Origin of the sequence: Pantoea coffeiphila (assembly GCF_016909495.1) — a bacterium.
GTDB lineage: Bacteria > Pseudomonadota > Gammaproteobacteria > Enterobacterales > Enterobacteriaceae > Erwinia > Erwinia coffeiphila.
Map to the genome: position 1 here is coordinate 779,991 of NZ_JAFBFW010000003.1, position 22,361 is coordinate 802,351.

At 56.4% G+C, this 22,361-nt stretch carries 21 protein-coding genes; 18 read left to right on the plus strand and 3 right to left on the minus strand.

The annotated features are described in order from the left end of the window. Positions 1–6 precede the first annotated feature (6 nt). Positions 7–738, plus strand: a complete 732-nt coding sequence (locus JOE09_RS13230) for a phosphoadenylyl-sulfate reductase (RefSeq protein ID WP_205066079.1) — start codon at positions 7–9, stop codon at positions 736–738. 173 nt (positions 739–911) lie between these two features. Here JOE09_RS13230 and JOE09_RS13235 read toward each other — a convergent pair whose 3' ends face one another. Continuing rightward, positions 912–1,196 carry a YciI family protein gene (locus JOE09_RS13235; protein WP_205066080.1) on the minus strand — a complete coding sequence of 95 codons (285 nt, stop codon included), beginning with the start codon at positions 1,194–1,196 and terminating at the stop codon, positions 912–914. Positions 1,197–1,212: 16 nt separating this feature from the next. Beyond that, positions 1,213–2,202 carry an aminopeptidase gene (locus tag JOE09_RS13240; RefSeq protein ID WP_205066081.1) on the minus strand — a complete coding sequence of 330 codons (990 nt, stop codon included), beginning with the start codon at positions 2,200–2,202 and terminating at the stop codon, positions 1,213–1,215. 256 nt (positions 2,203–2,458) lie between these two features. Between JOE09_RS13240 and cysG the strand changes: the two genes are divergently transcribed. The 13 genes from cysG (at position 2,459) to rpoS (ending at position 13,867) form a co-directional block, all read left to right on the plus strand. After that, entirely contained in the window at positions 2,459–3,874 is a 1,416-nt protein-coding gene (gene cysG / locus JOE09_RS13245; RefSeq protein ID WP_205066082.1) for a siroheme synthase CysG, read from the plus strand. A gap of 9 nt (positions 3,875–3,883) precedes the next feature. Continuing rightward, complete coding sequence (cysD, locus tag JOE09_RS13250; protein ID WP_105593945.1) at positions 3,884–4,792, plus strand: sulfate adenylyltransferase subunit CysD; 909 nt, start codon at positions 3,884–3,886, stop codon at positions 4,790–4,792. Between the two features lie 9 nt (positions 4,793–4,801). Next, entirely contained in the window at positions 4,802–6,229 is a 1,428-nt protein-coding gene (cysN, locus tag JOE09_RS13255; RefSeq protein ID WP_205066083.1) for a sulfate adenylyltransferase subunit CysN, read from the plus strand. A gap of 1 nt (position 6,230) precedes the next feature. Beyond that, positions 6,231–6,836 (plus strand): adenylyl-sulfate kinase, encoded by a 606-nt coding sequence (gene cysC, locus JOE09_RS13260; RefSeq protein ID WP_205066084.1) that lies wholly within the window; start codon positions 6,231–6,233, stop codon positions 6,834–6,836. Positions 6,837–6,918: 82 nt separating this feature from the next. Next, positions 6,919–7,239, plus strand: a complete 321-nt coding sequence (locus JOE09_RS13265) for a DUF3561 family protein (RefSeq protein WP_205066085.1) — start codon at positions 6,919–6,921, stop codon at positions 7,237–7,239. A 193-nt stretch (positions 7,240–7,432) separates the two neighbouring features. After that, positions 7,433–7,747: a cell division protein FtsB gene (ftsB, locus tag JOE09_RS13270; RefSeq protein ID WP_105593949.1), complete on the plus strand. Its 315-nt coding sequence runs from the start codon at positions 7,433–7,435 to the stop codon at positions 7,745–7,747. Positions 7,748–7,755: 8 nt separating this feature from the next. Further along, a complete protein-coding gene (gene ispD / locus JOE09_RS13275) occupies positions 7,756–8,472 on the plus strand; it encodes a 2-C-methyl-D-erythritol 4-phosphate cytidylyltransferase (protein WP_105593950.1) in 717 nt (238 codons plus the stop codon). Then, entirely contained in the window at positions 8,472–8,945 is a 474-nt protein-coding gene (ispF, locus tag JOE09_RS13280) for a 2-C-methyl-D-erythritol 2,4-cyclodiphosphate synthase (protein ID WP_105593951.1), read from the plus strand. Before ispD ends, ispF begins: the two co-directional genes overlap by 1 nt. Before the next feature lie 2 nt (positions 8,946–8,947). Next, entirely contained in the window at positions 8,948–9,997 is a 1,050-nt protein-coding gene (gene truD, locus JOE09_RS13285) for a tRNA pseudouridine(13) synthase TruD (protein ID WP_205066086.1), read from the plus strand. 207 nt (positions 9,998–10,204) lie between these two features. Further along, entirely contained in the window at positions 10,205–10,966 is a 762-nt protein-coding gene (surE, locus tag JOE09_RS13290) for a 5'/3'-nucleotidase SurE (RefSeq protein ID WP_205066087.1), read from the plus strand. After that, on the plus strand, positions 10,960–11,589 hold the full coding sequence (locus JOE09_RS13295) for a protein-L-isoaspartate(D-aspartate) O-methyltransferase (RefSeq protein ID WP_205066088.1): 630 nt from the start codon (positions 10,960–10,962) through the stop codon (positions 11,587–11,589). The genes surE and JOE09_RS13295 overlap by 7 nt, the downstream gene beginning before the upstream one ends. Positions 11,590–11,745: 156 nt before the next feature. Then, positions 11,746–12,825 carry a murein hydrolase activator NlpD gene (gene nlpD / locus JOE09_RS13300; RefSeq protein ID WP_205066089.1) on the plus strand — a complete coding sequence of 360 codons (1,080 nt, stop codon included), beginning with the start codon at positions 11,746–11,748 and terminating at the stop codon, positions 12,823–12,825. Positions 12,826–12,874: 49 nt separating this feature from the next. Further along, the gene (gene rpoS / locus JOE09_RS13305; protein ID WP_105593956.1) at positions 12,875–13,867 is read left to right on the plus strand and encodes an RNA polymerase sigma factor RpoS; all 993 of its coding nucleotides are present in this window, start codon (positions 12,875–12,877) and stop codon (positions 13,865–13,867) included. A gap of 70 nt (positions 13,868–13,937) precedes the next feature. On the opposite strand, the gene narL is transcribed toward rpoS, so the two are convergent. Then, on the minus strand, positions 13,938–14,591 hold the full coding sequence (narL, locus tag JOE09_RS13310; RefSeq protein WP_105593957.1) for a two-component system response regulator NarL: 654 nt from the start codon (positions 14,589–14,591) through the stop codon (positions 13,938–13,940). A gap of 322 nt (positions 14,592–14,913) precedes the next feature. Between narL and JOE09_RS13315 the strand changes: the two genes are divergently transcribed. Genes JOE09_RS13315 through narJ form a run of 4 tightly spaced genes read left to right on the plus strand, consistent with a single transcriptional unit; the run spans position 14,914 to position 22,361 of the window. Continuing rightward, positions 14,914–16,302, plus strand: coding sequence for a NarK family nitrate/nitrite MFS transporter (locus tag JOE09_RS13315; protein WP_205066090.1), 1,389 nt, complete (start codon positions 14,914–14,916; stop codon positions 16,300–16,302). A 37-nt stretch (positions 16,303–16,339) separates the two neighbouring features. Further along, the gene (locus tag JOE09_RS13320) at positions 16,340–20,101 is read left to right on the plus strand and encodes a nitrate reductase subunit alpha (RefSeq protein WP_105593959.1); all 3,762 of its coding nucleotides are present in this window, start codon (positions 16,340–16,342) and stop codon (positions 20,099–20,101) included. Beyond that, the gene (narH, locus tag JOE09_RS13325; protein ID WP_205066091.1) at positions 20,098–21,642 is read left to right on the plus strand and encodes a nitrate reductase subunit beta; all 1,545 of its coding nucleotides are present in this window, start codon (positions 20,098–20,100) and stop codon (positions 21,640–21,642) included. The genes JOE09_RS13320 and narH overlap by 4 nt, the downstream gene beginning before the upstream one ends. Beyond that, positions 21,639–22,361 (plus strand): nitrate reductase molybdenum cofactor assembly chaperone, encoded by a 723-nt coding sequence (narJ, locus tag JOE09_RS13330; protein ID WP_205066092.1) that lies wholly within the window; start codon positions 21,639–21,641, stop codon positions 22,359–22,361. The genes narH and narJ overlap by 4 nt, the downstream gene beginning before the upstream one ends.

Consider the following 22,361-nt stretch of genomic DNA (forward strand, 5'->3'; position numbering starts at 1 on the left):
TGTAAGATGGCGGTACTCGATCTCTCTGAATTGAATGCACTACCGAAGGTGGAGCGCGTGATGGCGCTCGCCGAGATCAATAACCGGCTGGATAAGCTTTCAGCCGAAGATCGGGTGATCTGGGGGCTGGAGAACCTGCCGGGCGAGGCGGTACTGACCTCCAGCTTCGGCATTCAGGCGGCGGTAAGCCTGCATCTGGTTACCCGGCAGAAGCCGGATATTCCGGTGATCCTCACCGATACCGGCTATCTGTTCCCGGAAACCTATCAGTTTATTGATAAGCTGACCGAGCAGCTGGATCTCAACCTGAAGGTGTTCCGCGCCGAACACAGCGCGGCCTGGCAGGAAGCACGCTACGGCAAGCTGTGGGAGCAGGGCGTTGAAGGCATTGAACGCTACAACCTGATCAATAAGGTTGAGCCGATGAACCGCGCGTTGGAAAGCCTGAATGCGCAAACGTGGTTCGCCGGTCTGCGCCGCGATCAGTCCGGCAGCCGGGCGCATCTGCCGGTACTGGCGATCAAGAAAGGCGTATTCAAGCTGCTGCCAATTATCGACTGGGATAACCGTCAGGTGTATCAGTACCTGCAGCAGAACGGTCTGGATTATCACCCGCTGTGGGAGCAGGGCTACCTCTCCGTTGGCGACACCCACACCACCCGTAAATGGGAACCGGGTATGGCTGAGGAAGAGACGCGCTTCTTTGGCCTGAAGCGCGAGTGTGGCCTGCACGAGTGATAAGCTGAGTAGGTAGCAGCCCTGTGCAAGGTGCCGGGCTGCTGCTGGCTTAGCAGAGCAAACACGCGGGCTCAAGAACAGAAGCTTATCGTTGGCGTTAAGCTTCTGTTGTCGCGCATTTGTTTATGACGAGCAGTCGCGTAAACGTGCCCATGCCGAACCGTCAACCCGGTTCAAATCCCGGTCAGCCCGGCAAATTCCTCCGCCGAACGGGTGATATTCACTTTCGTGACTTCATAGCTGGCGACGGCCTGGAACGGGTCTTCCGCCAGAATGGCATCCAGCCGCGCCCGATCGATATCCTTCACCATGATCATTCCACCGGTACGCGGATCTTTGCGCCCCGCGCTGATAAACACGCCTTCGGCAAAGTAACGGTTAATCCACGCGACGTGCGGCTCCAGTACGGTTTCAACGTCTTGCATCGGGCGGGTATAGCTGAGAAAGACAATATACATGATGGCTCCAGCAGGATCAGGGATTGGCCAGCTCGCGGATCAGCGGCAGCAGCACGGCCACGGTACTGTGGGTTCGGCTGGTGATGCGGCCCGGAAGCCAGCGGTCGATATAGGCCAGATTATCACGTTGCGCCTGGTTGCGTAGCCCGACGGGAAAATGCTGTTTCAATACCGCAGGCATTTTGGCTGACGGGCCGTCGCTGGTGCTGACGGTCATCAGCGGAAAACCGGCGCGGTCAAACGGACTGCCGCTGGCATTTTTTTCTTTTTTACCGACGGCATAAATTCCGCTGCGCCTGGCCAGCGTCAGCGCCCGGTCACGCGTCTGGCGCATCACCGCCTGCGGCGTGTTATTCCCGCTGCTGAAAGTCAGATGATTGCCGACGATCAGGCTGTTGAGGTTAATCACCAGCAGGGTATTTTGTTTCTCTTCCGGCTTCATCCGCGCCAGGTAATCTTCGCTACCGCGCTGGCCGATCTCTTCCCCGCTGAGCGCGACAAATCGCAGGCTGTAGTGCAGGTGTTCCTTGCTCAAGCGCTCCGCCAGCTCCAGCATCACCCCCAGGCCGGAGGCGTTATTGTCCGCCGCCTGCGCGCTCAGCCCGCCGAGGTTTTTCTGCACGTCGGCATCGCTCTGCGGCGATGTGCTGTCAGTGTGGGCAATAATCAGGATCTGCTGTGGGACTTCGCCTTCGCGGGCAGCAATCACCGATGTGGCATTGATATTGCGCCACGTGTCCTCGCCGTCCTGATGGTGCCAGGGATAGCGGGTATTAAAACGGCGCGTATCGCTTTTGTAGCCCAGCTGGCTGAACTGCTGCTGCAGGTAGTCGGCTGTAAGCATCTCCGCCGGGCTGCCCGCCATGCGTCCGGGAAAATAGGTGGCAATATGGCGCAGCTGCTGTTCGGCAATGCTGCCCACTTTTCCCGTTGTTGCGCCTGCCGGCAAACTTATCCCGCAGCCGATTAACGCTGCCAGCGCCCCCAGACGCAGTAAGGTGAACATTCGAAATTCCTTAGTCGTTATCCCGTGTTAAATCGGGCGAAAAATTTTGCCCCGCTAGTATGAAATTGTGACGCGGGTTGCACAATTTCATTCGCTCCGAAATACCCGAAATATCATCCGTTAAGCACATTTTGTTCGCAGCTTTACCAGTACGTTATTCCATTAGGTAACTACTCATTCCAATTAGTAATTTCATAAGCCTTAATGCGGGGACGTATAGTCCTGTTAACTTTATGTGATAAGCGACAGGGTTTACGTGGATTACCTTCCTCTATTTGCTGATATCAGACACAAACCGGTGCTGGTAGTGGGCGGCGGCGATGTGGCCGCGCGCAAAATCGAACTGCTGCGGCGCGCCGGGGCGCGGGTACTGGTGGTATCACGCGAACTCTGCGACGAACTGGCCGAACTGGAAACCCAGGGCGAAATCGAATGGCTGGCAAAGGCCTATGATGCCAGCCAGCTTGATCGTGTATTTTTTGTGATCGCTGCCACCGACGATGGCGATCTCAACGGCCAGGTGTTTCAGGACGCCACCGATCGTTTCCTGCTGGCGAACGTGGTGGATGACCAGCCGAAATGTTCCTTTATTTTCCCTTCCATCGTCGATCGCTCGCCGCTGGTGGTGGCTATCTCTTCCGGCGGTACTGCGCCGGTGCTGGCGCGCCTGCTGCGTGAAAAAATTGAAACCCTGCTGCCCGCCACGCTGGGCCAGATGGCAGAGATTGCCGGTCAGTGGCGCGGCAAGGTCAAAGCCCGCTTCAGTAAAATGTCCGATCGCCGCCGCTTCTGGGAGAAAGCCTTTAACGGGCTGTTTGCCAGCCAGGTGGGTTCGGGCAACGTTGACGGCGCTCGCCTCACGCTGGATAAGCAGCTGGATGAACCGGAAGCCGCACAGGGAGAGATTATCCTTGTGGGAGCGGGTCCGGGCGACAGCGGTCTGCTGACGCTGCGCGGGTTGCAGGTCATGCAGCTGGCCGATGTGGTGCTGTATGACTATCTGGTCAGCGATGAAATTCTGGATTTAGTCCGCCGTGACGCCGACCGTATCTGCGTTGGCAAGCGTGCCAACGCCCACAGCGTGCCGCAGGAAGAAACCAATCGCCTGCTGGTTGAGCTGGCCAAACAGGGTAAGCGCGTGGTGCGTCTGAAGGGTGGCGATCCGTTTATCTTCGGTCGCGGAGGCGAAGAACTTCAGGCGGCAGTGGAGGCGGGTATTCCCTTCCAGGTGGTGCCGGGTGTGACCGCAGCAGCAGGCGCAACCGCCTATGCCGGGATACCGCTGACCCACCGCGATCACGCCCAGAGCGTGCTGTTTGTCACCGGCCAGTGCCGGGCCGACAGCAGCGGCACAGACTGGCCGTCGCTGGCGCGTGCGCGACAGACGCTGGCAATTTATATGGGATCGGCAAACGCAGGCGACATCGCCAGCCAGCTTATCGCCCACGGGCGTGACCCTAAAACTCCGGCGGCGGTGATTGGCCGTGGCACCCGGCAGGATCAAAAGGTGCTGACCGGCACACTGGATCAGCTGGACGAGCTGGCACGCAACGCCCCAACCCCGGCGCTGTTAGTGATTGGCGAAGTGGTCAATCTGCATCAGCAGCTGGCGTGGTATCAACATTCTGCGCAGCAGGACGGACGCGAGTCCGCCGTTGTGAATTTGGCTTGAGGAAAAGTTATGGATCAAAAACGTCTGACTCATCTGCGTCAACTGGAGGCGGAGAGTATCCATATTATCCGCGAAGTGGCGGCAGAGTTCGCCAATCCGGTGATGATGTACTCCATCGGTAAAGACTCATCGGTGATGCTGCACCTGGCGCGTAAGGCCTTCTACCCGGGAACGCTGCCGTTCCCGCTGCTGCATGTTGATACCGGCTGGAAATTCCGTGAAATGTACGAATTCCGCGATCGTACGGTAAAAAACATCGGCGCCGAGCTGCTGGTTCACCGCAACCCGGAAGGCGTGGCAATGGGCATAAGCCCGTTTGTCCACGGCAGCGCCAAGCATACCGATATCATGAAGACCGAAGGGCTGAAGCAGGCGCTGAACAAATACGGTTTTGATGCGGCCTTTGGCGGCGCACGTCGTGACGAGGAGAAATCCCGCGCGAAAGAGCGTATCTACTCCTTCCGCGACCGTTTCCACCGCTGGGACCCGAAAAATCAGCGCCCGGAGCTGTGGCACAACTACAACGGCCAGATTAACAAAGGCGAAAGCATTCGCGTGTTCCCGCTCTCTAACTGGACCGAGCTGGATATCTGGCAGTATATCTTCCTGGAAAATATCGAAATCGTTCCGCTATATCTGGCCGCTGAGCGCCCGGTTCTGGAGCGTGACGGCATGCTGATGATGATCGACGATGAGCGCATTAACCTGCAGCCCGGCGAGAAAATCGAGCAGCGCATGGTGCGTTTCCGCACCCTCGGCTGTTGGCCGCTGACCGGTGCGGTAGAGTCTGAAGCGCAAACGCTGCCGGAGATTATCGAAGAGATGCTGGTTTCCACCACCAGCGAGCGTCAGGGGCGGGTGATTGACCGCGATCAGTCTGGCTCGATGGAGCTGAAGAAACGCCAGGGTTATTTCTAAGGAGCCGCCATGAATACCATTATTGCACAACAGATCGCCGATCAGGGCGGGGTGGAAGCCTGGCTGCACGCTCAGCAGCATAAAAGCCTGCTGCGTTTTCTGACCTGCGGCAGCGTTGACGACGGCAAAAGTACGCTGATTGGCCGCCTGCTGCACGACACCCGACAGATTTATGAAGACCAGCTCTCCACGCTGCACAACGACAGCAAGCGTCACGGTACGCAGGGTGAGAAGCTGGACCTGGCACTGCTGGTGGATGGCCTGCAGGCCGAGCGCGAACAGGGCATCACCATCGATGTCGCCTACCGCTATTTCTCTACCGAGAAGCGTAAATTCATTATCGCCGATACCCCGGGGCACGAGCAGTACACCCGCAACATGGCGACCGGTGCTTCAACTTGCGATCTGGCGATTTTGCTGATCGATGCCCGTAAAGGCGTGCTCGATCAAACCCGTCGCCACAGCTTTATCTCTACGCTGCTGGGCATTAAACACCTGGTGGTGGCGATCAATAAAATGGATCTGGTGGACTACAGCCAGCAGACCTTTGAAGAGATCAAACAGAGCTACCTCGATTTTGCCGAACAGCTGCCGGGCGATCTGGATATCCGCTTTGTGCCGCTCTCCGCGCTGGAAGGCGAGAACGTGGCGGCACCGAGCGCCGCAATGAACTGGTACAGCGGCCCGACGCTGCTCGACGTGCTGGAAACCGTTGAGGTGCAGCGCGTGGTAGAGCAGCAGCCGATGCGTTTCCCGGTGCAGTACGTTAACCGCCCGAACCTCGACTTCCGCGGCTATGCCGGTACGCTGGCGTCCGGTGTGGTACAGGTCGGTCAGCGGGTAAAAGTGCTGCCGTCCGGCGTGGAGTCGGCCATTGCCCGCATCGTCACCTTTGATGGTGATTTGCAGCAGGCCAGCGCGGGCGAAGCGATTACCCTGGTGCTGAAAGATGAAATCGACATCAGCCGCGGCGATCTGCTGGTGGCCGTTGATGCCGATCTCAAACCGGTACAGGGCGCGTCGGTCAATGTGGTGTGGATGGCCGAGCAGCCGCTGGTGCCGGGCCAGAGCTTTGACGTGAAAATTGCCGGTAAAAAGACCCGCGCGCGCGTGGAAAAAATTCAGTATCAGGTTGAGATCAACAACCTGACTCGTCATGAAGCGCAGGAGCTGCCGCTGAACGGGATTGGCCTGGTGGATCTGACCTTCGATGAGCCAATGGTGCTTGATCCGTATCAGCAAAACCCGGTAACCGGCGGGATGATCTTTATCGATCGTCTGAGCAACGTTACCGTCGGTGCCGGGATGATCCTCGAACCGCTGGCAGAAACGCAGCAGGCGGCAGGTCACTACAGCGCCTTTGAGCTGGAGCTGAACGCACTGGTGCGTCGTCACTTCCCGCACTGGAACGCGCGCGACCTGCTGGGCGGTAATTAATATGGCCCTGCATGACGAGAATGTCGTCTGGCACGATCACCCGGTCAGCCGGGAAGATCGTGAAGGGCAGCACGGTCATCAGGGCGCGGTACTGTGGTTTACCGGGCTTTCCGGCTCCGGTAAATCCACCGTAGCCGGTGCACTGGAGCAGGTACTGCATCGTCTGGGTGCCAGTACTTATCTACTGGATGGCGATAACGTGCGCCACGGCCTGTGCCGCGATCTTGGCTTCAGCGATGACGACCGCCGGGAGAATATCCGCCGGGTGGGGGAAGTGGCGAAGCTGATGGTGGACGCGGGTCTGTTGGTACTCACTGCCTTTATTTCGCCGCACCGTGCCGAACGCGATATGGTGCGCGAGATGCTGGGAGAAGGGCGTTTTATTGAGGTGTTTGTCGATACGCCGCTGGCTATTTGTGAAGCGCGCGATCCGAAAGGATTGTACAAAAAAGCCAGGGCAGGAGAGCTGCGTAATTTCACCGGTATCGATTCGGTTTACGAGGCGCCTGAACGGGCTGACCTCCACCTGAACGGTGAACAATTGGTAACACATTTAACCGCCCAGATATTAGACCTGTTGCGCCAGCGCGATATTATCAAACCCTGATACAGCGACTGTTAACGCCCTCGCGGGCGTTACTCAGGCGGGCATCGTTTCGGTGCGCCGCTCAAGCGTTAATGGGATATCTATGCAAAACGTCACCCCACTGCTGGCAAGAAAAGACAAAAGCGATCAAGATGAGGCTTCCTGGCCATTTCCTGGCGGCGTGGTGGGCTTCGCTTCATGGTGGGTAGCCCTCGCTACAACGTTTGTACTGTATGGTTCAAACACCCTGTTTTTCTTCCTTTACACCTGGCCGTTCTTCCTTGCACTGCTGCCGGTTTCCGTACTGGTCGGTATTGCGATCAGCGTGCTGCTGCGAGGACATCTGATCTGGACTACGCTTGCAACGGTGATACTGGTTATTTGCCTGTTCTGGCTGCTGTTTAGTCAGTTAACCGGTTGGTGACCCTTACATCTGATGTGGAAACGCATCGCTGCGTTACAAAACTTTTCGTTAACCCGTGCCAGAAATTACCTCTCTTTTGGTGCTTTTTGCCGCGTTTGCGCGGCTTAGTCTGAGAAAACAGCTCTATTTCACTGGCAGAGTGGAGTCGTAGTAAAAGTTATGGGATGATTGAGCCGTTTTTCAGGGGGCGGGGATGGGAAAACTTACGCTGCTGTTACTTGTTCTGCTGGGCTGGCTGCAATATTCGCTCTGGCTGGGCAAGAATGGCATACATGACTATACGCGCGTTAATGAGGATGTTGCGGTGCAGCAGACCAATAACGCCAAGCTTAAAGCGCGCAACGATCAGCTTTTTGCCGAAATCGACGATCTTAACGGCGGTTCGGAAGCGATCGAGGAACGCGCACGTAACGAGCTGGGAATGATCAAACCCGGTGAGATCTTCTATCGCCTTGTGCCGGATCAAAGCAAACGAAACGCGCAGCAAAGCCAACCAGCCAATCAGTAACGATAACCATGAACATCGCAGACTCCTGTCCGCACGTGATCGCCGTTGTGCCCGCAGCGGGGATTGGCAGCCGCATGCTGTCCGAGTGCCCCAAACAGTATCTTTCCATCGGCAACAAAACGATTCTTGAACACAGCCTGGATGCGCTGCTGGCGCACCCGGCGGTGACTAAGGCGATTGTGGCTCTCAGCCCGGATGATGTCTATTTTTCACGACTGCCGGTGGCGAACGACCCGCGTATTATTCAGGTGGTGGGCGGTAACCAGCGTGCCGACTCGGTGCTGGCCGGATTAAAAGCGGCTGAAAATGCGCAGTGGGTGCTGGTACATGACGCCGCTCGCCCCTGTCTGCATCTCAACGATCTGACCCGCCTGCTGGAGCTGACCCAGCGCAGTGAGGTCGGCGGTATTCTTGCCGCACCGGTACGCGATACCATGAAGCGGGCAACCGGCGGTGCCGAAACGATTGCCCATACGGTGGAGCGTGAAGCCCTGTGGCACGCGCTGACGCCGCAGCTGTTCCCGCTGGCGCTGCTGCGAAATTGTCTGGAGCGCGCCCTGCGTGAAGGTGCCAGCATTACCGATGAGGCTTCTGCCCTCGAGTACTGCGGCTATCACCCGGAATTAGTCAGCGGACGCAGTGATAATCTTAAAGTAACCCGGCCGGAAGATCTGGCGCTGGCCGAGTTCTATCTGACCCAAATTTATAATAAGGAGAACGCATAATGCGTATTGGTCATGGTTTTGATGTACACGCTTTTGGCGGCGAAGGCCCGCTGATTATTGGCGGCGTGCGTATCCCTTATGAGAAAGGATTACTGGCCCATTCCGACGGTGACGTGGCGCTGCATGCGCTGACCGATGCACTGCTGGGCGCGGCTGCACTGGGCGATATCGGTAAACTCTTCCCGGACACCGATGCCGCCTATAAAGGTGCGGACAGCCGCGAGCTGCTGCGCGAAGCGTGGCGCCAGATTGAGAAAAAAGGCTACCGCGTGGGCAACGTTGACGTCACGATCATCGCGCAGGCACCGAAAATGCTGCCGCACACGCCGCAGATGCGCATCAATATTGCCGAAGATCTGGGTATCCACATGGATGAAGTCAATGTGAAGGCCACCACCACCGAAAAGCTGGGCTTTACCGGCCGTGGTGAAGGCATTGCCTGTGAAGCCGTTGCGCTGCTGATTAAGGCCTGAAGATGGATTTAGCAAAGCAGAACTGGCTGTACGGTAAGCCGACCGCCGAAGGCGTGCTGAAGGCCACGGCGGAAGATTTCGTTGTGGTTGAGGATCTGGGCTACGCACCGGACGGCGACGGTGAACAGCTGCTGGTGCGTATTCGTAAAACCGGCTGTAATACCCGGTTCGTGGCTGAAGCGCTGGCAAAATTCGTTGGTATTCATCCGCGTGACGCCAGCTTTGCCGGTATGAAGGATCGCCACGCCGTCACCGAACAGTGGTTCTGCCTGCGACTGCCGGGTAAAGAGACGCCGGATATGCGCAAATTTGCGCTGGAAGGGGTTGAGGTGCTGGAAAGTGCCCGCCATCGTCGCAAGCTGCGCACCGGGGCGCTGCAGGGCAATGATTTCCGGCTGGTGCTGCGGCAGGTGACCGATCGTGATGCTGTAGAGCAGCGCCTGCAGCAGATTACTTTGGGTGGCGTCCCCAACTATTTCGGCAGCCAGCGTTTTGGCCATAACGGTAACAACCTGCTTATGGCGCAGCGCTGGGCAGCAGATGAGATCCGCGTGCGTGAGCGTAACAAACGCAGTTTCCTGCTCTCGGCGGCGCGAAGCGCGATGTTTAATCAGGTGGTCAGCGATCGTCTGGCACAGCAGGGCACGCTGACGAAGGCATTGAACGGCGATGCGCTGCAGCTGACCGGGCGCGGCAGTTGGTTTGTTGCCACAGCAGAAGAGCTGGATGCCCTGCAGCAGCGGGTTGACGCTAACGAACTGCGTGTTACCGCACCGCTGCCGGGCAGCGGAGAATGGGGCACCCGTGATGAGGCTCTGGCACTGGAGCAGGCTTCTCTGGTATCGGAAACGGCCTTAATCGAGCTGATGACGCGTGAAAAGGTGGAAGCCGCCCGCCGCGCTATGCTGGTGATCCCCCGCGACCTGCGCTGGGTCTGGCTGGATGATGCTACGCTGGCGATGAATTTTTGGCTACCGGCGGGAAGCTTTGCCACCAGCGTGGTGCGTGAACTGCTGCTGCCACAGGCTAGCGCCGACGAGGTTGATGAGTAACGCGCGGACCTGTTTTTTTACTGCCGCTTCGGCGGCAGCTGCTAGTCGATTGAAACCAGAAACTTACACCTACCACAACCCGAATCATCCAGCTAAAATGGCTTCCAGCCACGCCTTTTATTCCGCGTATTTTTCATTCGCACAGCGGTCAGTTATCCCTGCTGTCGGAATCGGGCGAACAAAAATTATCAACAGGTTAGGTGTTAAATGCGAATATTGCTGAGCAACGACGATGGTATCCATGCGCCAGGTATTCAGGCGTTGGCAAAGGCGCTGCGCCAGTTTGCTGAGGTCCAGGTTGTTGCTCCCGATCGTAACCGCAGCGGGGCGTCAAACTCGCTGACGCTGGAAACACCACTACGCACGTTTGATTATCCCAACGGTGATATTGCCGTGCAGATGGGAACGCCTACCGACTGTGTTTACCTCGGGGTCAATACCCTGATGCGCCCCAAGCCGGATATTGTGGTCTCCGGAATCAACGCCGGGCCGAACCTCGGTGATGATGTGATCTACTCCGGGACCGTTGCGGCGGCGATGGAAGGGCGTCATCTGGGGCTGCCCGCTTTGGCGGTGTCGCTGGACGGACATCAGCATTATGAAACGGCGGCGGCGGTGACCTGCTCAATTCTGCGCGCACTGATGCAAGAACCGCTGCGGACCGGGCGCATTCTCAATATCAATGTTCCTGATTTGCCGCTGGAACAGATAAAAGGTATCCGCGTGACGCGCTGCGGCAGCCGCCATCCCAGCGACAGGGCGATTCAGCAGCAGGACCCGCGCGGCAACACGATGTACTGGATTGGGCCTCCGGGCGACAAACTTGATGCAGGCCCGGGTACCGACTTTGCTGCGGTTGATGAGGGATATGTGTCGGTGACCGCTCTTCATGTGGACTTAACCGCCCATGCGGCGCAGGAGGTTGTATCTTCCTGGCTGTCACGCGTTGAGGTTGACCAACAATGGTAAGCGGCGGCCGGATCGATACGCTGCTTGCACTGCTGAAAAAGCAGGGCATTAACGATGAACGATTGCTGCAGGCGATAGAAGATGTGCCGCGCGAACGTTTCATCGATGAGGCCTTTGAGCATAAAGCCTGGGACAATATGGCGCTGCCTATTGGTTCCGGACAGACGATTTCTCAGCCCTACATGGTGGCCAGAATGACCGAGCTTCTGGAGCTCACCCCGCAGTCGCGCGTGCTGGAAATCGGTACCGGTTCCGGCTATCAGACGGCGATTCTGGCGCATCTGGTCGAGCATGTTTGTTCCGTTGAGCGCATAAAAGGGTTGCAGTGGCAGGCCAAGCGTCGACTGAAGCAGCTCGATCTGCATAATGTTTCAACTCGCCACGGCGACGGCTGGCTTGGCTGGCGTTCTCGCGGGCCCTTCGACGCGATTATTGTGACGGCGGCCCCGCCGGAAATACCGGATGCTTTACTGGCACAGCTTGATGAAGGGGGCATTATGGTGCTGCCGGTGGGGGAAGAGCAGCAGGTTTTACAGCGCATTCGCCGCCGGGGAGGTGAGTTTGTGGTTGAAACCATCGAACCGGTTCGCTTTGTTCCTTTGGTGCAGGGCGATCTGGCCTGAAGTGAGCCGCTAATAAAGATTAATACAACTGGCATGGCACGTTGTGGTTGATATTGCTAGTATCTGAATAATTCGCGCGGGCTGACAGAAGATGCTGTAAACCATCAGCCCGGCCGCAGTTCTGTCTTTAATAAGCATTGCCGTAATGGGGGATGAATGAGCACTGGAAGCCCGGTTTTTAAGTTGCGCCGTATTGCGGCCGTTTCATTGATAGGTTTTTGGCTGGCAGGTTGTTCCAGCGATAATACGCAGGCTCCCATCAGTTCAGTTGGCGGTAATGATTCAGGCATGCTGAGTAATTCAGGCGGTGGCGGCGGTGGCTTTATTCCCGCACGCCCGCCGTCGTCTTCAAATGGTGGAATGATTTCGTCCTCTTCTTCACCAAACGTGGTGACGGAAAACGGGCGCATTGTTTACAACCGCAGTTATGGGAACATTCCGAAAGGTAGCTACAGCGGTGACAGCTATACCGTTAAGCGTGGCGATACTCTGTTCTACATTGCGTGGATTACCGGCAATGATTTCCGAGATTTGGCGCAACGCAATAATATCCCCGCCCCTTACGGGCTCAACGTTGGCCAGCAGATTCAGGTTGGCAACGGCGGCGGTACGCCGATCACCGGAGGAAATGCAATCACAGTTGCCGATGCAACTGCAGGTGGCGTAACGACTCCTCCTTCCAGTACACAAATGCAGCCAACACCTGTTGCACGGCAACCGGTTATTACGTATTCTGAGGATTCAGGTACTCCAAGTGGAGGAAGTGGAGGCAAAATGCTGCCTTCATCCGGCACAACTGTTGCAACGACGACAGCGCCGGTTACCGCCCCGACCGTCAGCAGTACAACGGACAGCGCTACCCCAGTGGGAAGCTGGCGTTGGCCGACAGACGGTAAGATTATCGATAACTTCTCTGCTTCCGAAGGCGGCAATAAAGGTATCGACATCGCGGGTTCACGTGGTCAGTCCGTTGTATCCACCGCTTCAGGCAGGGTGGTATATGCCGGGAATGCGCTGCGCGGTTACGGTAATCTGATAATCATCAAACATAATGATGACTACCTGAGTGCTTATGCCCATAACGACACTATGCTGGTCCGTGAACAACAAGAGGTTAAAGCGGGTCAGAAAATAGCCACCATGGGCAGTACCGGCACAAGCTCGGTTAGATTGCACTTTGAAATTCGTTACAAGGGGAAATCCGTAAACCCGTTGCGTTATTTACCGCAGCGATAACCGGCAGAACCTTGGTGTTCTGCCCTGGAATCACGGGTAGGAGCCGCTTATGAGCCAGAATACGCTGAAAGTTAATGAGTTAAATGAAGATGCGGAATTCGACGAAAACGGAGCTGAGGTTTTTGATGAGAAGGCTCTTGTCGGAAATGAACCTGGTGATAACGATTTAGCAGAAGAAGAACTGCTGTCGCAGGGGGCCACACAGCGTGTGCTCGATGCGACACAGCTCTATCTTGGGGAGATTGGTTATTCCCCACTGTTAACGGCGGAAGAAGAAGTCTTCTTTGCCCGCCGGGCGCTTCGTGGCGACATTCCTTCACGTCGCCGAATGATTGAAAGCAACCTGCGTCTGGTGGTAAAAATCGCCCGTCGTTACAGCAATCGTGGTCTGGCGCTGCTGGATCTGATTGAAGAAGGTAACCTCGGTTTGATCCGTGCCGTAGAGAAGTTTGACCCGGAAAGAGGGTTCCGTTTCTCTACGTACGCCACCTGGTGGATTCGTCAGACGATTGAACGGGCGATCATGAATCAAACCCGTACCATCCGCCTGCCGATTCACATCGTGAAAGAGCTGAACGTTTATCTGCGCACCGCGCGTGAACTTTCCCATAAGCTCGATCATGAGCCCAGTGCGGAAGAGATTGCCGAGCAGTTAGACAAACCTGTTGATGACGTAAGCCGGATGCTGCGCCTCAACGAACGCATTACCTCAGTTGATACGCCGCTGGGCGGAGATTCTGAGAAAGCGCTGCTGGATATTCTGGCCGACGAGAAAGATAACGGTCCGGAAGATACCACCCAGGACGATGACATGAAGCAAAGCATCGTCAAATGGCTGTTCGAACTGAACGCCAAGCAGCGTGAAGTGCTGGCACGTCGTTTCGGCCTGTTAGGCTATGAAGCGGCCACGCTGGAAGATGTGGGTCGCGAAATTGGTCTGACCCGCGAGCGTGTTCGCCAGATTCAGGTTGAAGGTCTTCGTCGTCTGCGCGAAATTCTGCAGGCACAGGGACTGAATATTGAAGCGCTGTTCCGCGAATAATCGCGAAACTGCTGACTGAGTTAATGCGAAAAGCGACGATCTCCGATCGTCGCTTTTTTATTGCCTTTTTTTAGCTATAGCCGTTTTGCAACGACCAGACTGCCGCCTCAACCCGCGATTTCATCTGTAGTTTCTTCAGCAAATGCTTAACGTGTACCTTCACCGTGCTTTCACTGATGCACAGGCGACGCGCTATCAGTTTATTACTCATTCCCATTGCAATCAGTTTAAGGATATCGCGCTCGCGAGCTGTAAGCTGTTCAATATCCGGCACTTCTTTTGGCCGCTGCTGGCGCAGACTGGCAGCCAGCAGCGGTGGTAATGTCTCGCTCAGCACCATTTCCCCGGCGGCGGCGCGGTGCAGCGAGTTCAACAACGCTTCGGGTTCCATATCCTTCAGCAGATAGCCATCGGCCCCCCGCTTGAGTGCGCGTACGACATCATCTTCATAATCTGAAACGCTAAATACCACGATGCGGCCGCGGGCGTCTATCGCGCGCAGTTGTTCCAGCGTTTCCAGACCATTCATTCCTGGCATATGCAGATCCAGCAGGATCAGATCGTAGTCATTTTTTTCCGCCAGCAGTACACCTTCCGCACCATTGCCTGCCTCGCCAATCACCTTCAGACGATCGTCCATGCCGATCAGTTGTTTCAGTCCGGTACGAATCATCGGGTGATCGTCAATCAGCAGAACGGTCGCGGGAGCAGGGTTTTTAGTCATCCATTATTCCGGGGGTTAATTGCGTAAAACGGCTGAATACACAGTGGTTGATACTATTGTCTTTCATTGAAGAGAGAATACCCATACCTCTTTTGAGGTAATACTTAATATCTTGATTATATGATAACCATAGGCAATTACCTTAAAATTATAATAACCGATTGATTATCATGTTTTTATTTTTATTTTTTCCTACCCCTCTTTAGAGGTAATCCTGTGCCTCGGCGTGTCGCCACCTGCAGGCTCGTTGATATACGTCAATTCGATCTGGGGCATTACTACTCAGGATGGTGCCATCATAAACAACACCACAGAGAAGAATATGTCCCAATCATCCCCTTCACCAGGAAAGAAAGGTAGTGCAGTCATTGAGAACTGGCAGCCCGAAAATGCCCAGTTCTGGGCGGCCACGGGAAAGCGAATTGCCAACCGTAACCTGTGGATCTCAGTTTTCTGCCTGATGCTCTCTTTCTGCGTCTGGATGCTGTTCAGCGCCGTCGCCGTGAACCTGAACAAGGTTGGTTTTGACTTTACCACCGACCAGCTTTTTCTGCTGACCGCACTGCCTTCCGTGTCCGGTGCCATCCTGCGCGTACCTTACTCTTTTGTGATCCCACTTTTTGGCGGCCGTCGCTGGACGACTTTCAGCACCTGCTTTTTACTGCTTCCCTGCATCTGGCTGGGCTTTGCGGTGCAAAACCCTGAAACGCCGTTCACCATTTTTGTGATCATTTCTCTGCTGTGCGGCTTTGCCGGCGCTAACTTTGCCTCGAGCATGGGCAATATCAGCTTCTTCTTCCCGAAATCAATGCAGGGCGGCGCGCTCGGCGTCAACGGCGGATTGGGTAACCTCGGTGTTAGCGTCATGCAGCTGCTGGCTCCGCTGGCAATTTCGATGGCTATCTTTGGGTTTTTCAACGACGGTGGCTCAACCGGTAATAGTGGTATCTGGCTGGAAAATGCGGCCTGGATTTGGGTGCCGTTGCTGTTTATCGCCACGATTGCTGCCTGGTTCGGCATGAACGATCTGGCAGCCGCAAAATCATCGCTGAGCGAGCAGCTGCCGGTGCTTAAACGCGGTCATTTGTGGATGCTCTCGCTACTTTATCTTGCCGCGTTCGGTTCTTTCATCGGTTTTTCCGCTGGTTTTGCCATGCTGTCCAAAACCCAGTTCCCCGACGTTGCCATCATGAAGTATGCCTTCTTCGGTCCGTTTATCGGCGCGCTGGCGCGTTCTGCCGGCGGCATTATCTCCGACCGTCTGGGCGGCGTTCGCGTTTCGCTGTTTACCTTCATCCTGATGGCGATATTCACCGCTTTGGTCTTCCTGACCCTGCCGACTGAAACCAGCTCTGGTTCGTTTATCGCCTTCTACGGTGTGTTTATGGTGCTGTTCTTCGCTGCCGGTCTGGGTAGCGGCTCCACCTTCCAGATGATCGCCGTCATCTTCCGCAAGCTGACCATCGATCGCGTCAAAGCCGCCGGTGGCAGCGATGAAACCGCGCAGCGTGAAGCGGTGACCGAAACCAGCGCCGCGTTAGGCTTTATCTCGGCAATTGGTGCGCTGGGCGGCTTCTTTATTCCACAAACCTTCGGCATTTCGCTGAGCATGAGCGGATCGCCAGCCGGTGCAATGAAAGTGTTTTTAGTGTTTTACCTGGCTTGTATCGCGATTACCTGGCTGGTTTACGGCCGTAAAAAAAATAACTAAGCGCGATAAAAAATAATTCCTTTTTGGAGCATGTCGTATGAGCAAATTTCTGGATCGTTTACGCTATTTTAAACAGCTGGCAGAACCCTTCTCCGGCGATCACGGGCAAACCCTGAACACCAACCGTGACTGGGAGGATGGTTATCGCAGCCGCTGGCAGCATGACAAAATCGTTCGCTCCACGCACGGAGTTAACTGTACCGGTTCATGCAGCTGGAAAATCTATGTAAAAAATGGCCTGGTCACCTGGGAAACCCAGCAGACCGACTATCCGCGTACCCGCCCGGATTTACCTAACCATGAGCCTCGCGGCTGTCCCCGCGGAGCCAGCTATTCCTGGTATTTATACAGCGCTAACCGCCTGAAGTACCCTCTGATGCGCAAGAGCCTGATTACGCTCTGGCGCAAAGCGAAAGCCCGCCATAGCGATCCGGTCCTGGCGTGGCAGTCGATTGTGGAAGATGCCGAGCAGGCCACCAGCTATAAAGCGGCACGCGGGCGCGGTGGTTTCGTACGTTCAAGCTGGCAGGAGGTCAATGAACTGATTGCTGCGGCTAACGTCTATACCGCGAAAACCTTCGGGCCTGACCGTATTATTGGTTTTTCGCCTATTCCGGCGATGTCGATGGTTTCCTACGCTTCGGGGTCGCGTTACCTGTCACTGATTGGCGGCACCTGTCTGAGCTTCTATGACTGGTACTGTGACCTGCCTCCGGCATCACCAATGACCTGGGGTGAGCAGACCGACGTTCCCGAGTCTGCCGACTGGTATAACTCTTCCTACATCATGGCGTGGGGCAGCAACGTTCCGCAGACCCGTACGCCGGATGCGCACTTCTTCACCGAAGTCCGCTACAAAGGTACCAAAACCGTCGCCATTACGCCGGACTATGCCGAAATCGCCAAGCTTTGCGATCAGTGGCTTGCGCCTAAGCAGGGCACCGACAGCGCGCTGGCGATGGCGATGGGCCACGTTATGCTGACCGAGTTCCACCAGCAGCGCCAGGTGGAATACTTCCGTAACTATGTTCGCACCTACACCGATATGCCGATGCTGGTGATGCTGGAGCCGCGCGACGGTGGCTATTACGCTGCCGGACGTATGCTGCGTGCCAGCGATCTGGTTGATGGCCTGGGCCAGGAAAATAACCCGCAGTGGAAAACCATTGCCATCAATGAAGCCAACGGCGAATTGGTTGCACCGCAGGGATCGATTGGCTACCGCTGGGGCGAGAAGGGCAAGTGGAACCTCGAACAGCGCGAAGGTAAAGATCAGCAGGAAGTCGAGCTGCAGCTGAGCCTGCTGGACAAGCACGATGACATCGTTGACGTCGGTTTCCCTTACTTTGGTGGTACCGAAGTTCAGGACTTCAACACCGTCGCGCTGGATGAAATCCTGCTGCACAAACTGCCGGTTAAGCGCCTGCAGCTGGCTGACGGTAGCACCGCACTGGTGACCAGCGTCTACGATTTGACGCTGGCGAACTACGGCGTTGAGCGCGGTATGAATGATGCTAACTGTGCGGCAACCTATGATGAGGTGAAGGCCTACAGTCCGGCATGGGCTGAGCAGATCACCGGCGTACCGCGTCAGAATACCATTCGTATTGCGCGTGAGTTTGCTGAAACCGCTGAAAAAACGCGTGGACGCTCCATGATTATCGTCGGTGCCGGTCTGAACCACTGGTATCACATGGACATGAACTACCGTGGCCTGATCAATATGCTGATCTTCTGCGGCTGCGTCGGGCAGAGCGGCGGCGGCTGGGCACACTATGTTGGTCAGGAAAAACTGCGTCCGCAGACCGGCTGGCTGCCGCTGGCCTTTGGCCTTGACTGGCAGCGCCCGCCGCGCCATATGAACGGCACCTCGTTCTTCTACAATCACTCCAGCCAGTGGCGCTATGAGAGCCTGCAAACCGAAGAGCTGCTGTCACCGCTGGCGGATAAATCGCGCTACACCGGCAGCCTGATCGACTTCAACGTGCGATCTGAGCGCATGGGCTGGCTGCCGTCGGCACCGCAGCTGAACGTTAACCCACTACATCTTGCGGCAAAAGCAAAAGCAGCAGGTGTTTCCCCGGTTGATTACACCGTTGCCGGTTTGAAGGATGGCTCCGTGCGTTTTGCCGCCGAGCAGCCTGACAACCCGCAGAACTTCCCGCGCAACCTCTTTGTCTGGCGTTCTAACCTGCTGGGTTCTTCCGGTAAGGGGCATGAGTATCTGCTGAAGTACCTGCTGGGAACCGATAGCGGCGTGCTGGGTGACGATCTGGGTGAAATGGGTGCGGCGAAACCGGAAGAAGTGGAATGGCGTGATAATCCTGGCAAGGGCAAGCTTGACCTGGTGGTTACGCTCGATTTCCGTATGTCGAGCACCTGCCTCTACTCCGATATCGTACTGCCAACCGCAACCTGGTATGAAAAAGACGACATGAATACCTCGGATATGCATCCGTTTATTCATCCGCTGTCTGCCGCCGTCGATCCGGCCTGGGAATCCCGCAGCGACTGGGAAATTTACAAGGGCATCGCGAAGCGTTTCTCTGAGCTGTGCGTCGGCCACCTTGGCGTGGAAACCGACGTGGTGACCCTGCCGATGCAGCACGACTCCGCCGCCGAGCTGGCACAGCCGCTGGGCGTGCAGGACTGGCACAAAGGCGAATGCGACCTGATCCCGGGTAAAACCGCACCGCATCTGATGGTGGTGGAGCGTGACTATCCATCAACCTATGAGCGTTTTACCTCCCTCGGACCGCTGCTCGATAAGCTGGGCAACGGCGGTAAGGGCATCAGCTGGAATACTCAGACCGAGGTCGATTTCCTCAAAAAACTTAACTACGTCAAGGCCGATGGTCCGGCAGCGGGCCGACCCAATATCGACAGTGCCATTGATGCGGCTGAAGTCATTCTGTCGCTGGCACCGGAAACCAACGGCCAGGTTGCGGTTAAGGCCTGGCAGGCGCTGGGTGAATTTACCGGGCGCGATCATACCCATCTGGCGCTGAATAAAGAGGATGAAAAAATCCGCTTCCGCGATATCCAGGCACAGCCGCGCAAAATTATCTCCAGCCCGACCTGGTCCGGTCTGGAAGATGAGCATGTGTCTTACAACGCCGGTTATACCAACGTTCACGAGCTGATCCCATGGCGTACGCTGACCGGCCGTCAGCAGCTGTATCAGGATCATCAGTGGATGCGTGACTTTGGCGAAAGCCTGCTGGTCTACCGTCCGCCGATTGATACGCGCACCGTGCAGCCGCTGATAAACCGCAAGCCTAACGGTAATCCTGAAATGGCGCTGAACTTTATCACGCCACACCAGAAGTGGGGTATTCACTCAACCTACAGTGAAAACCTGTTGATGCTGACGCTGTCGCGCGGTGGTCCGATTGTCTGGCTGAGCGAGGACGATGCTAAGCAGTTAGGTATTGAGGATAACGACTGGATCGAGGCCTTCAACGCCAACGGTGCACTGACCGCCAGAGCGGTGGTCAGCCAGCGCGTGCCTGCGGGCATGACCATGATGTACCACGCCCAGGAACGTATCGTGAATATTCCCGGTGCGGAAACGACGAAGCAGCGTGGCGGTATTCATAACTCGGTGACGCGCGTCTGCCCGAAACCGACGCATATGATTGGCGGCTATGCGCAGCAGTCCTACGGCTTTAACTATTACGGCACCGTCGGTTCTAACCGCGATGAGTTCGTCATAGTCAGAAAGATGAATAATATTAACTGGTTAGATGGTGAAGGCAACGACGATTGCCAGGGCAGCCAGCAGGAGGTCGCTAAATGAAAATTCGTTCACAGGTCGGGATGGTATTGAATCTCGACAAATGTATCGGCTGCCACACCTGCTCAGTAACCTGTAAAAACGTCTGGACCAGCCGGGAAGGGATGGAGTACGCCTGGTTCAACAACGTAGAAAGCAAACCGGGCGTGGGCTTCCCTCATGCGTGGGAAGATCAGGAGAAGTGGAAGGGCGGCTGGATTCGAAAAATTAACGGCAAGCTGGAACCCCGCATGGGGAGCCGCGTTGGCGTGCTGTCGAAAATCTTTGCCAACCCGCACGTGCCGGAACTGGACGATTACTACGAGCCGTTTGATTTCGACTATCAGCATCTGCATAACGCACCGGCCGGTAAGCACCAGCCGATTGCCCGTCCGCGCTCGCTGATCACCGGCGAGCGGATGAAGAAGATTGAGAACGGCCCAAACTGGGAGGAAATTCTCGGCGGCGAGTTCAGCAAGCGTTCGAAAGATGCCAACTTTGCGCATATCCAGAAGGAGATGTACGGCCAGTTCGAAAACACCTTCATGATGTATCTGCCGCGCCTGTGCGAACACTGCCTGAATCCGGCGTGCGTGGCGACCTGTCCAAGCGGTGCGATCTACAAGCGCGGCGAAGATGGCATTGTGCTAATCGATCAGGATAAGTGCCGCGGCTGGCGCATGTGCCTGACCGGCTGTCCTTACAAGAAAATCTACTTCAACTGGAAAAGCGGTAAGTCGGAAAAATGTATTTTCTGCTATCCGCGCATCGAATCGGGCGCGCCGACCGTGTGTTCAGAAACCTGCGTGGGCCGTATCCGCTACCTCGGTGTGCTGCTGTATGACGCCGATCGTATCGAGCAGGCCGCTTCGGTGGAGAATGAAAAAGATCTCTACCAGAGTCAGCTGGATGTTTTCCTCGACCCGAACGATCCGGCGGTTATTGAGCAGGCACTGAAAGACGGCGTGCCGCAGAGTGTGATCGACGCGGCACAGCGTTCACCGGTGTACAAAATGGCGATGGACTGGAAGCTTGCGCTGCCGCTGCACCCGGAATATCGCACACTACCGATGGTATGGTACGTGCCGCCGCTGTCGCCAATTCAGTCAGTGGCGGATGCGGGGCAGCTGGGCCATAACGGCGTGCTGCCGGATGTGGAAAGCCTGCGTATTCCGGTGCAGTACCTCGCTAACCTGCTGACGGCTGGCGATACCGCACCGGTACTGTTGGCGCTGAAACGCATGCTGGCAATGCGTCACTACAAGCGTGCAGAAACCGTTGACGGTGTTCATGACGTCAGCGCGCTGGAGCAGGTAGGGCTGACCGAGGCGCAGGCGCAGGAGATGTATCGCTATCTGGCGATCGCCAACTACGAAGACCGCTTTGTGATCCCGTCCAGCCACCGCGAGCAGGCGCGTGAAGCCTTCCCTGAAAGTAAGGGCTGTGGCTTCAGCTTCGGCGACGGCTGCCACGGTAGCGACGTGAAGTTCAATCTGTTTAACAGCCGCCGCATCGATGCGATTGACGTGTCGATCAAAACTACGCGGGAGGAAGATGCATCATGATTGCGATACGTCTTATCGCCCGCCTGCTGGATTACCCGGAGCAGGAACTCTTCGATCATCAGGAAGAGCTGCAGGCAGCCCTGCAGGAAGCGGATGAACTCAGCGGTGAACAAAAAGCGATGCTGGCGGAGTTTATCCGCCACTGTGCAGCGCGGCCGCTGCTGGATCTGCAATCCGACTACTGTGAGCTGTTCGATCGCGGCCGTGCAACGTCGCTGCTGCTGTTTGAACATGTACACGGTGAATCCCGCGATCGCGGGCAGGCGATGGTCGATCTGTTGGATCAGTACCGTGCTGACGGCCTGGAGCTGGATGCCCGAGAACTGCCGGATCATCTGCCGCTTTATCTGGAATATCTGGCGCAGGGTGGGCTGGCCCGCGTTCGTCAGGGCCTGCAGGATGTTGCGCCTATTCTTGCTCTACTGGGTGCTCGTCTTGAACAGCGTGGCAGTCCTTATGCCCAGCTATTCCCCCTGCTGTTGGATCTGTCCGGTAGCAGCGCCAGTCCTGAGTCGTTGCAGTCGCAGGTTGCGGGTGAAACGCGGGACGACACGGCGCAGGCGCTTGACGCGGTGTGGGAAGAGGAGCAGGTGTCCTTTATTGCCCGCATGAATCCACAGGGTGAAGGCTGTACGGCCACACATCAGCGCCGCTTCGCGGGGGCCGTCACTCCGCAGTACCTCGACGTTTCGACACTCAGCCAGCCAAGGGGAGAGTAG